10 protein-coding genes are annotated in these 11,743 nt (G+C 40.6%); 2 read left to right on the top strand and 8 right to left on the bottom strand.

Annotation, left to right across the window (positions count from 1 at the left end):
* Window positions 1-160: 160 nt before the first annotated feature.
* From RG963_RS05985 to cobD, 8 genes are all read right to left on the bottom strand, one after another.
* The gene (locus RG963_RS05985; RefSeq protein ID WP_310575367.1) at window positions 161-535 is read right to left on the bottom strand and encodes a hypothetical protein; all 375 of its coding nucleotides are present in this window, start codon (window positions 533-535) and stop codon (window positions 161-163) included.
* Between the two features lie 101 nt (window positions 536-636).
* Window positions 637-837, bottom strand: a complete 201-nt coding sequence (locus RG963_RS05980; protein ID WP_310575366.1) for a SufD family Fe-S cluster assembly protein — start codon at window positions 835-837, stop codon at window positions 637-639.
* 74 nt (window positions 838-911) lie between these two features.
* Window positions 912-1,040, bottom strand: a complete 129-nt coding sequence (locus tag RG963_RS05975) for a hypothetical protein (RefSeq protein ID WP_310575365.1) — start codon at window positions 1,038-1,040, stop codon at window positions 912-914.
* A gap of 496 nt (window positions 1,041-1,536) precedes the next feature.
* Window positions 1,537-2,142 (bottom strand): NTP transferase domain-containing protein, encoded by a 606-nt coding sequence (locus RG963_RS05970; RefSeq protein WP_310575364.1) that lies wholly within the window; start codon window positions 2,140-2,142, stop codon window positions 1,537-1,539.
* The gene (cobS, locus tag RG963_RS05965; RefSeq protein WP_310575363.1) at window positions 2,142-2,969 is read right to left on the bottom strand and encodes an adenosylcobinamide-GDP ribazoletransferase; all 828 of its coding nucleotides are present in this window, start codon (window positions 2,967-2,969) and stop codon (window positions 2,142-2,144) included. Before cobS ends, RG963_RS05970 begins: the two co-directional genes overlap by 1 nt.
* A 17-nt stretch (window positions 2,970-2,986) precedes the next feature.
* Window positions 2,987-3,529, bottom strand: coding sequence for an alpha-ribazole phosphatase CobZ (gene cobZ, locus RG963_RS05960; RefSeq protein WP_310575362.1), 543 nt, complete (start codon window positions 3,527-3,529; stop codon window positions 2,987-2,989).
* 212 nt (window positions 3,530-3,741) lie between these two features.
* Window positions 3,742-4,728 (bottom strand): cobalamin biosynthesis protein, encoded by a 987-nt coding sequence (locus tag RG963_RS05955; protein WP_310575361.1) that lies wholly within the window; start codon window positions 4,726-4,728, stop codon window positions 3,742-3,744.
* Entirely contained in the window at window positions 4,725-6,215 is a 1,491-nt protein-coding gene (gene cobD, locus RG963_RS05950) for a threonine-phosphate decarboxylase CobD (protein ID WP_310575360.1), read from the bottom strand. The genes RG963_RS05955 and cobD overlap by 4 nt, the downstream gene beginning before the upstream one ends.
* 453 nt (window positions 6,216-6,668) lie before the next feature.
* On the opposite strand from cobD, the gene hisS reads away from it, so the two are divergent.
* Together hisS and RG963_RS05940 are read left to right on the top strand one after the other, a co-directional pair.
* On the top strand, window positions 6,669-7,898 hold the full coding sequence (gene hisS / locus RG963_RS05945; protein WP_310575359.1) for a histidine--tRNA ligase: 1,230 nt from the start codon (window positions 6,669-6,671) through the stop codon (window positions 7,896-7,898).
* A gap of 1,182 nt (window positions 7,899-9,080) precedes the next feature.
* Window positions 9,081-11,384, top strand: coding sequence for an SIR2 family protein (locus RG963_RS05940; RefSeq protein WP_310575358.1), 2,304 nt, complete (start codon window positions 9,081-9,083; stop codon window positions 11,382-11,384).
* Window positions 11,385-11,743: the final 359 nt, after the last annotated feature.

The following is an 11,743-nucleotide window of genomic DNA, read 5'->3' as shown; positions in this document are numbered from 1 at the left end:
AAAAAATAACTGCTGAACAAAGAAGTTTCCAAAGAAAAAAATCTTTGTTAGAGGAAACACAGTTCTCGATGTAGCCTACAGAACTTTGAGACTTTATTAAGTCTCAGTATAAAAGCCAGGAAAAATAGAAAATTTTACTATCAGAAGGCAGGTCCAGTAATCAGTCACCTTCCATGCTTACAGTTTCTTCTACTGCAAGCATAAGTTCTCCATAGAGTAACTTTTCCAGAGTTTCGGCTACATATCTCCGTTGCTGGTATTTCTGGATATCCTCATGCATCCTGAGGTCGGAATCTACCTGGACTCGCAGTAGAGCAAAATGAAAAGCTTTCTCATTTTTTATCTGGGTGGTGTAGAAGGTTTCCAGCAGATAAGGAAGCTTGAGGGGATCTTCTATAACTTCACTTAAAAGCAGCATTTCTTCCGGAACATCCTGGTGGTGTAAGGATATATCTTTTTTTCCCGTGATAAGTTGCAGGTTTTTTTCGGAATATTTTTTATCAAGGATAATAATCTCGCCAATTATGCTTTTCACCTCCTGTTCAGATTAAATTTCAGGTCCCCGGGATAAACTCTAAATATTCCCGAACTGGTATCTAAGTGATGAACACTTAGGTAAAAGGGAATTGAAAGGCTTCAGGCCAGCATTCCCTTTACAATAATATCGATAGAATCGTCTTCTTCAAGGCCACGGGCCATGAGGGTTTCGATTTCCTTTTTATCTACACAACCGATAGTAGCTTCATGGGTTACCTTGGCCAGAGAATTATCGACACGGACAAATGGGTATGGCTTCGGCTTTTGCGTTGCCCTGGATGACTTCCATGCAATCCACATTCCCTCTGGCTCACCGGGGCGTGGCCTTCGGCAATTCCCCTAAATTCCTCCTCCGTATTATCAGTAATGGCCAGTCAGCTTTTGATTACGCTTCTGGCATTTTCCCCATTAAAGGATATTCTTTCCAGGATTTTTATTTTGTCGTCGTTTTTCCCATAGATCTTGGTACCCATCTCACAGTTAGAGTCTTTTTCGGCATCCACGCTGTAATCGAATTCCAGATACTCTACTCTGTCTGAAACAAGTGAGAAATTAGTGAAGTAACTATCCCCCTTCCTCTATTTTTATATGGGCCTTTGGGATTCCCTGAATCCCTCCATCGGAGCCGTGGAAATGAGTCTCAGTGTATTTTAATGAGGCATCCTTCCCTATGCATATGGGCGTCCATTCTATGAATAACCTTTACAGTATTAGGAAAGAATGGACAATGAGTTCCACAGCCGAGTCCTCTTCGGCCACGAAATTCATCTCTGTTTCCCGGGCCCGTCTTTAGGGATCAGTCCGAAGCAAAGGTGGATAGAAAGTGAAATTTTATACCCTTTCCTTTTTTCCCTTCATAGCTCATCACCAGTTTTTTAAGGGAGAATCTATGACACCTCTAGTGTCGAGTCAACAACAAAATGTCGTATAAAATCGATTGTAATTATTTAGAATCATTAAATCTTTGAGGATTGACGCGACACTAGTAAATTTCGAGTTTTAACCCTGCAGCAGCTCTCTGCAGCGCTGCAGATCCTTAACGGTATTTACATTTATTGCTATTTTGGGATTCTCAAGTATCAGATTAAAGTCTTCCTGTTCGTTTCTGATCTGTGAACTATCCAGAATATTAACTCCGGTAGGTACGATAAGTTTCCCATCCTTGTTGAAGACCGTATCAGGTCTGATTCCGGCTCCCTTGCAAATATTGATTGGGACATATACCGAAAGTGCTGGCTTTCCTTCTTCTTTATATTTCTCGATTACCGAATCTATAAGCTCGGGATTTATCAGAGGAAGGTCTGACATAATAATCATCACCGGACCTGCCGTTTGTGCAGTCTCTACTGCATGGATCATATCCCCTACGTAATTTCCGCCAAATGTCCTGATTACCTGGATTTCCCCTTTATAGCGTTCCTGAATCATGATTTCTGTCTTAGGGGTAACAGGTGAAACTGCTACAAAAACTCTATCTATACTCTTTGTGGCTCTAAGGGTATCTATCACGTAAGCTATCAGTGGTTTTCCAAGCAGTTCAACGCATGGCTTTTCTCCCATTCCAAGCCTCTGTCCGAATCCCCCTGCCATTACAATAGCGTCCATTATAAACCTCCCGTGTATCCGTTTAATGAAAGATTCAGGATAACTGCGAGAATAATCAGAGCAGTCACCCTACCGATTTCGTTAGCAGTACCGATTCCGTCTCCATTTAATCCGCCAAAATGGGCATAGCTTCTGTTAAGAATCACCAGAGCCGAGGCACAGGCGCCCAGATAAGGCAATAGCCCTATCCACCCGAAAGGCAGGAAACATACAATTGCCCCGAAGACAAATCCTATGAGGAAGTTTTTTCCGGTTGCTCCGTTTATAGTCATGGCTCCCAGGCCAGGATAAGCCTGTTTTTCCTGTAGAGGTATGGGTTTTCCGAACGCAGCAATTGTTAACATGGACTGCTTTGCACTAACCTCTGCAATAAACATCGATGCAAACATCAACATTGGAAGGTTAGATCCGAAAGAAATCAGGCCTTCTTCCTGTACTGCTCTTATCGAACCGTACAGAGTAAGCAACAACAGAATGCAGAAAGACACTCCTCCTGTTCCGAGGTTTGTGTCTTTCAGGGCCTTGATTTTTTTTTCAAATGACCCGTGGGCCATAAAACCGTCCCCTATGTCAGTGACTCCGTCGAGGTGATTGAAGCCTGTAATATAGTATATGAATCCCATAATAAGGGCTGCAAGGACGGGTCCGGGAAATATTACCTGCCCTATGTATGCAACTGCCCCTATGAGAAGTCCGAGAACGGCTCCCACAATGGGATAGAAGTATATTTTATTCATAAGTTCATCGATCCCTTCCATGCTGATTCCCACAGGAATGGTGGACAGGAAGCCAAAACCCGATTTAAAAGCAAGCAAATAAGAATTCATTGAATACCGCCTGTTTTTCAGTCCTTTTTTTCAAATTCTGCCATACCTCTTGAATACATATTGGAGGACACGCCTCCTATAAGGCCTCCTATCACGTCATCCATAAAAGGCCCGAGACTTGCAAGGATTCCGGGCTTCTGTTTGTCATACCTGACAAACTCGAATGCACCTTTGGAGCCGCTGATATAGGTTGCAATGCTTGTGCCAAGCACCTCGTCTGCAATTATGAAACTCAGGTCCTTTTCATAGGAACTTTTGCTGAGGTTCGGAAGAGTTCCTGCCTTTCCTTCCCTCTCGAGCAGGACCCCGGAATAAATCAGAAGGCAGAGGTTCGGGTCCGAAAGAGCGTACTTGAGTTCCCTTTTAAACAAAGCGTCTGCTTTTTCCCTGGTCTCAAGTCCGGGATGCGGGACATACATTTCGAGAGCCGTGTCTGCAAGATCCTGGATACTGATGCCTTCTTCAGCAAGGACATCGAGGATGTCGACTCTAGCTTTTCCCTCTATTTCCTCAGGCTGCCCTTTTTTCAGGTCCCTTTCCTCAATATCTGATAACTTCATACGATCACTCCGGGATTTTTAAAACTGTGTTATATTAGTTTTCTAAAATCATTGCCACTTTAAACTGGCTTCAAACCTTATCGCTTAGTGGTAGGTTTTATTTTTCCAGCAGAGTACTATCTGTCGGGCTTATTCCGGCTTTCTCAAAGTTTTGTTTTCGCACAAAATACTGATAGTGGCAAGAGCGCGGACCCGACAAATAAAGAAGGTGGTCATAGATACAGGTGAATCCCTGCTATCTGGATCGCTGCCGCAAAAGCGACAAGTGAGAATCCTGAAGCAATTGCTATTAATTGGGATGCCCTTTTTATATCTTTTACTTCGGTCGGGGGGTATAAGGCTCCAAGTATGTAATATTCAGGTTTTTCTAGTTTGACTCCGAGAGCTCCTGCAGTAGCTGCCATGGGATAGCCTGAATTGGGAGATGGAGTCTTCATTCCGTCTTCAAGGGCACTTCTTATACTGCCGAGGGGGTTTATTTTTCCCTGCTTTTTCGGGAGCAGCGTCACTGTAACAGCTGCGGCAAGAATAAATATGACGGATATCCGGGCAGGAATCCAGTTCAGTACATCATCGGATTTCGCTGAGAAATATCCCAGCTCCCTGTACGGTTCGGTTTTGTATCCGACCATAGAATCCAGAGTACTTATGGCTTTAAACACATATGCAGCCACAAGCCCGAGTTCCCCGAAAAGGGTATAATAAAAAATTGGACTCAGGATACCGTCTACGTAATTTTCGGATACCGACTCAATAACTGCGGAAGACATCTGGGTTTTAGTCAGTCTGGAAGTATTCCGGCTTACATATATCGGAAGCAGTTCCCTGACTTTCTCAAGCCTATTTTCTTCAAGATGCCTGTAAATTTCCCTTGCAGGACTAAGCAGACAATTGATAGCAAAGGTGGCTTTGAGGAAGTATGCTTCTATGAAAAGTGCAAGAATGCGCGGAATTCCAGGAAGGGCTGCAATGTAAAGGACGGAATAACTCAGCAAAGCTGCGAAAAAAACACAGCAAAGAGCCATTGCAACTCCATACAATTTCCTGTGCGTTTTTGGAGCTGCATTTTTCAAAAAGTTGATTAATTTTCCTATCCATACGACAGGGTGTACGGCAGCAGGCGGCTCCCCGAAAACTATGTCAATGGCTGCTGCAAGCAGAAGTACCAGAGCAAGGTGCCCGCTGTCCGGCACAATCATAGGATAGGCTCCATCACTTCTTTCCAGGCCACTTTTACAAGTTCATCCGTGTCTCCTTCCTGCATGAGGCAGTCAAGGATTTTCTGGGCTATTTCTTTCTTGTGTACAAGGTGACAGTCAACACAGCTCCATACTTTGCCGCCTCTTGAGCTCTGGATCCATTTTCCTCCGGTGCGCTCGTTTTCACAGGGATAAAATGGGCAGAAGCAGAAGGTGCAGTTCTGGCCTTCGAAGTGGCAGGGGTAGTACTCGCAGGTCTTCCTGCCTCCTATACCTTCTTCAGTGGCCTTTTCTATCACGTTCTGAAGCTCATGCTTTGCCTGTTCTTTGCCCCACTGGATAATGACATCTCCGATTACAGCAATCAGCCTGTCATTTTCTTCTGCTGTCCGGACTGCAACCCTGATGTAATCTTTTTCAAGACCGTGGAAGGAAGCACAGTCCCTTATCAGGACTCCACGCGCTGCCATGCGTGCGCTTAATTCGCTTGAGTTAAGCATGAATTTTTTGATGTTAACAAAGATAAAGTTTACATTCACTTCCCCAGCTTCAAAACCTCTGATCCTGTCGAGTTTGGCTTTGAGCTTTTCTCCTTCTTCCCGGATCATAGCCCTTGCTTTTTTCAAGTATGGGTTTTCCATCCCGCCTTCGATATTAAGAAGTGCGGTTCCTGTGGCGTTTGCCACAGTTCCTAGGTTCCAGGAAAGCCTGGCAGTATTCAGGATCTCAGCCATTTCAGGGGAAGCTATCCCGAAGCCCATTCTGATTCCGGGAATTGCAAAGTCCTTTGTAAGGGAACGCATAACAAAAACGTAATTGTTGCTTCCTGGAAGATCTGCAACACTCTGTGCAGGGTCAGAGAGTTCGATGAATGCTTCATCTACAAAAAGAAGGGTTTTATGCTTCTTGCAGCGCTCTGCAAGAGTTTTTATTTCTTCTCTAGTACGGAGCTGTCCTGTAGGGTTGTTTGGGTTGCAAATAAAAAGGATTTTTGCTTTTTCCAGAACTTCATCAGAAAGTGTTTCTACCTCTTCCTGCCTGGGGTATTGCGGTTCTGCTCCCATGATCCGGCATTGCATTTCATATTCCCCGAAAGTAGGCCACGGCAGAAGGACGATATCTCCTTTTTCAGCTACACATTCGACTACAAGCCTGACAATTTCTGTTGAACCATTTCCCGGAATGATATTCTGCGGAGCTACTCCGAGCCCTACGAACTTTGCGGCAGCCTCCCGAAACTCCAGATATCTGTTATCAGGGTACTCCATAAGCTTTTCAAGGCTCTTCTTAAGAATGTCGTCAAAGTTCAATCCGCTTTCCGGATGCTCAAAAGGGTTTCCCAGAGGATTAAAGTTTGCACTGAAGTCAAGAATTTCGCTTTCAGAAATCCCGTAAGTCTCAGACGTTTCCTGAATTAGCCCTCCATGCAGGCAGGGCCTCAGGGACAGTAGATGCTCCCTTAAAGGTACACTTCTTTGCTCGGACACGGTGATCGCAAGTATTTAGTGTAAATCCTGTATATTAATCTGCTTATTATATTATTCAACGTAAACTTGCCTTTATTTGCTTTACAATTGTTTGATTGCGAAAACTCTCGCTTTTGGAATCCATTCTACTTTATTTTACATCATAACTATATTATTCTAGTTTTCATTTTTCTTATTAATTCGTGACATTTTCTCTGATTTCGGATCATCGAAAAAGTAAAATAGCTTGTTTTTAACTACTACCATCCAAAATAGCTGAAAAAAGAATATATTTTGTATTAAGAAGATTGTATAAAGTTTGGAAAACTGAAGATGCCCTGAATTCGCACGTCAGCAAACCAGGGAATATTCTATCAGTAAACCAGGGAATATATGTGAGTTATACATATGGACTGGCGGTTTATATCTTAAAATAATTTTTCTAAACTCAATAGATATCAGGTGCATTTAAAAATGACAGTTAATAGACCAAGAGGGACCCGGGACTTTTTACCTGCCGACACTGCCCGGAGAAGATACGTGGAAAGTGTTATGCGAAACGTTGTCCGCAACTGGGGCTACAGTGAAATCATTACGCCCACGTTTGAACATCTGGACCTTTTCACCCTTAAGTCCGGGGAAGGGATCGTAGGGGAACTCTATAATTTTACGGACAAAGGGGGCAGGGAAATGACCCTCAGACCGGAACTGACTGCTCCTGTTATGCGCCTGTATGTAAACGAACTCCAGTCATTTACGAAACCCTTAAAGCTATTTTATTTTGAAAACTGTTTCCGCTATGAGCGCCCTCAGAAAGGCCGTTTCAGGGAATTCTGGCAGTTCGGGGTTGAACTTATAGGAAGTGGAAAACCCGATTCCGATGCCGAGGTTATTGCTCTTGCAGATGCCCTGTTAAAAGCTGTCGGAGTCAGGGGCGACATGAAGCTTGGCAACCTTGCAGTCATACGTACGCTTTTGAGCGGACTTGAACCTGAAATTGTAAGCAAGACCATGAGGCTTGTAGATAAGAAAGAGTATGCAGGCCTCGAAGCTCTGCTTGAAGAAATTGGGGCAGAAGAGCAGCTCAAGTCCGATCTTTTCCGCCTGATTAAACTGGAAGGCAGGTATATCCTGCCGGATGTAAAGAAAATAGTCGGAAATATCCCGGAGCTGGTAAGCTTTGAAAAGACCCTTAAACTCCTCGATGCATACGGAGTTGATTATTCTCTTGACTTCGGAATTGCACGCGGGCTCGACTACTACACCGGCATGGTCTTTGAGGTTTACGGCGAGGGTCTCGGCGCCCAGAAGCAGGTCTGCGGAGGAGGCTCTTATCAGCTTATCCAGCTTTTCGGAGGCGGGGACGTGCCTTCAACCGGTTTCGGGATAGGTTTTGACAGAATCATGGAGATATGTCCTCTCGAACAGCCCGCGCTCAAAAGCCTTGTGCTGATCTCAAAGCCTGATACTCACCTGCAAGCCGCAAAAATTGCAACTGAATTAAGGAAGTATCTGCCAGTTCATGTAGACCTCATGGAACGCAATTTCAAAACCCAGCTCTCCTATGCAAATACCATCAACGCCGATTACGTGGTCATAGTCGGGGAAAAAGAACTTGAGGCAGGGAAACTTACTCTCAGGGACATGGTTTCCGGAGAACAGGAACTTCTGACGCTGGAAGAAATAATTGAAAAGATTTCTTAAGAGTCGGGATAAAACAATTCATTTCAAGCTGTCTCAAAACTCGACTAATTTCTGCAATTGGGTAATGAACATTTTTGACTTTATATTCGAATAGGAAACTATTCCGAAATTCAGGTGTGAATTAACCTTATAGTCAAATATTTTTCTCCAAGTTTAGAATCAAATGTAGTTTTGAGACAGCCTCTTTATAAATAAATTATTAAACGAAATCTCTTCATTTTTCAACACCTTCATTAACTGCTTGTAAAGTTTGTAAAAGAACACATAAGGGAAGCTTAAGCGATCTACATCCTACATTCGGCAGGTCGACAATTAATTTTCAATATTTTTTCTGATGGCGATTTTGAAATGATGCTCCATAATTGTGTACAGTTGTTAGGTTTACATATAACCAATTATTAATTTCTCATACAAAACTTCAATGAAAAAATGATTCAGTACTTATATATGTCGTGGGAGTTGAGCCACACGTTAACCAACTTTAAACCCAATATATAGTTAGCTAATATTCAAAAACGGTATCGTAAAAAACATTCTAATTTTTACTGTCGACCTGCCGAAAGCAGGTTTTAAGTGAACCTGCAAAAAATAACAATTAAGGATATTTTAATGTTTGAATGTGCTTGCTGCCGAATGTAGGCTACTATAATATTGTGTTTTTAATTTATATTCCAAACAGTTAAAGTTTTAATGCAATTGATTTTTCAGTTCACTGTGTAAATCCTAATGAAAATCAATCAATTTCGATAAATTTATATCTGATCTAGTAAACTGCATTATATTTCCGATGATTTTTGTAATCTCTAAGCGTGAGGCAGTGTCGCGAATTTGCTGTAAATTCAAAGTTGAATTTTTTCATATTTATGTTATTAAATTCTTCCTATGTATGATTTCCGTTTTCATAATTTGTTGATATTTGTAATTTTACAGCAAAATAAGTACGCTTCCAAACGTAATGAGTTGTTTACACACTTCATATAAACTAGAGGATTTCGATAAACCTCAATTTTGGGCGGTTGCTTATAAATCCTATATAAGCAATTTGGTGTAATCGGGGGTTTATCGAAATTCTAAATAGCAAAATACAGATATTTTACATACAATATTCTTGTTTTTGAAAGTCATGAAGAGTTAACAATAGTTAAACTAATGAGTTCCCATGAGTTCCAGGAGGAGTGTCGAATGAATTTACTTAATACAATGGAAATACCACCACATTTAGTTGAACAAATTAGTAGAGGCAAATGTGTGCTGTTCATTGGTGCTGGTGTCTCAAAACGTGCAGGATTACCTAATTGGTCTGATCTTCTGCATAATATGCTCAAATACTGTGAAGAAAATACAATCCATATTCCAAATTCATCCGAAATTGAAGAAGAGATAATTGAGGAATCTTATCTTATTGCAGCTGATCAGATCCGCGAATGTATGGACAAGCACAATACTCTAGCATTTCATCGTTTCATCATAAATGAAATAAATCGAAAGGAGGTTAAATTGACAGATGTCCATGAAGCTATTACGAAACTTCCAATAAATGTTATTCTCACAACTAATTATGACAAACTGATTGAGCGAGCTTATGATCAGCATGTGCGAATTAATTTCGCAAACGGTACACATTTTGGAAATAAGCTTCTTCTAATACAGGAAGACATCCAGAATGGAAAGAAAATTATTCTACATATTCATGGTAGGGCTGATGTGCCCGATACGATAATCTTAGGTACAAAAGATTATAATAAGTTTCAGAGACGTAGTGTATGCAATCGAATTCTTCAGGATTTGATTGCCAGTAATACTATCTTATTCATCGGGTTTAGTTTTAATGATCCAAATATTCTTTTTCAGATGGATAAACTGAAAAAATTATTTGGGCAAGCTCCTGGCAAACACTATGCATTGATGAGTTTAAACCGTGCTAATAAATGGCGTAATCAGAAGAGCGATAGTTTCAAAGAAATTAACATCATTCCTTATAAAGATGATGCAGACGAAAGTGTCAATATCTTTTTGAATAATCTATTAATACAGACTAAAAAATTAAAAGATGCTGAGAAATTTGAGGATAAGCGGGAAGCTCATGAGCTTAATGTTGATTACGGGAATGCTAGGTTTCACTCAATTGGGCGGTTTGAGCCAAAAACGCCAATGGAATTGTTTAAACAAAATGAGAAAGAAGGCATAACTTCCAAAAACAGCAATCTTCTTCAGCTTATAGCTGATATATCCGGAAAAAAATATTTTCAAGAGCAGATAGATCTCGCTCAAAAGGAAGGGTATGCAGATTTATACTCGAATTCATGGGTAGATCGCGAATTACAGATCATTGGATTACACTTGTTATATAAATTATTTAAAAATTCACAAGAGGAAATGCGAAAAGAAAAATTTGTACTGAACAATATGTATGACGCTGGATGCTCCAATTGGGGGCAGTATAAAGCTTTACTTGCATTTAGAGAGTGGGAACGAATACCGCTAAGTGATAATTTTAAATATCATGCACAGGACTTTAATCCTCAATGGCATGAAAGCACCCCCAAAGAGAATTGTATTTTTTACCAGATAAATTTACCTCATTTCGAAAAGTCCCTTGAAGATAAGTGTGATCTTGTCTGTTGTGCACACTCTCTCCACTATCTTGGTAAAAATCCACTGGCAATCTACTCTTCTTTCTTTAGCTTTAACCGATTGCTCCATTCAGATGGGTATTGTTATGTCACTGTTCCAGAGAAAAACAGTCTACCAGGCATGCCAGACTTGCTGGAAATGGCGGCAAGAGATGCTGGCTTCGAAATTAAAGATAAAGGAAAGAAACGACTTGTACACAGACTGGACGAAACACCCCACAATATTACTACTTTTTATTATTTAATTCTCAAGAAAGAACGCCCTGTAGACTTCTCAAGGAGTAATCGCTTGATAGGTGCCAGTCTATTCAAAGGAAAAGCCCTTGAAAACGCTAAAGACTATGGAATAACTGAAGCGGAAAGTATTCGGGATATTAGCCCTGCCTTTGAGGATAGTCTCAAGAGTATTATCAATACAGAAAACATCAATGTTCGAACCTTCAAGTGTGCTTTAGAAGTAGTTATGTATGAAGAAAAAAAGAACATCATAAATATCAATGAATGGAAAAAATATGTTGACAGAATACAGTGTTTGATCATGAGTCTTGGTAGTTCAAGAATCTACTCTATAGAAATAAAATACAAACTACAAAAAGCGTGTTCAGACTACCTTCGCTGGCTACTGAGATATTTAATTAGCACTGATGATGATAATTCATATAAAACCAAGAAGATTATTGAATATCTTAATTCCCCTACTGAAAATCTGAAGGATATCCGGGTCAATACGGATGAGCTGAGCTGTGAGCATATCGCTAGATTGATAAAACATCTTTTCGAGTTGTGCCTGTATGAGAGAATAAACATTTTGAGAGATTTTGAGAAAACATACAATATGGACTGCGAAGACTAACCGAAGTTTCACTAGTACTGCGATTCCGAATTATGTTCACAAAACTTTACTTTTAAAGCTATTTCCCGATCATGAATTTTCCACTAGATCGGGAATTTATTTTGGAATCGAAGCACTAGTTTTTACAAAATTCATTCTTTTTCAATAATATTTGGGTAATTACTCAAAATTTGACATTTCATACTAATTAATACAGTATGTTATTACAAAACACACATTGTATCGACACAAAACATATGTGAAAATTAATCAACGTCAAAAATTAATCAACTCTCTCCAAAAATCCCAACTTTTTAAAGAAAACCGATGCATGAAGTCCATTTATACATTTTACAATGCATGCTTCTGTCAAATTTGAA

It is taken from the genome of Methanosarcina baikalica (assembly GCF_031461075.1).
Classification (GTDB): Archaea; Halobacteriota; Methanosarcinia; order Methanosarcinales; family Methanosarcinaceae; genus Methanosarcina; species Methanosarcina baikalica.
Note: the sequence above shows the minus strand (reverse complement) of the source record. Positions and strands in the feature narration are given on the sequence as shown.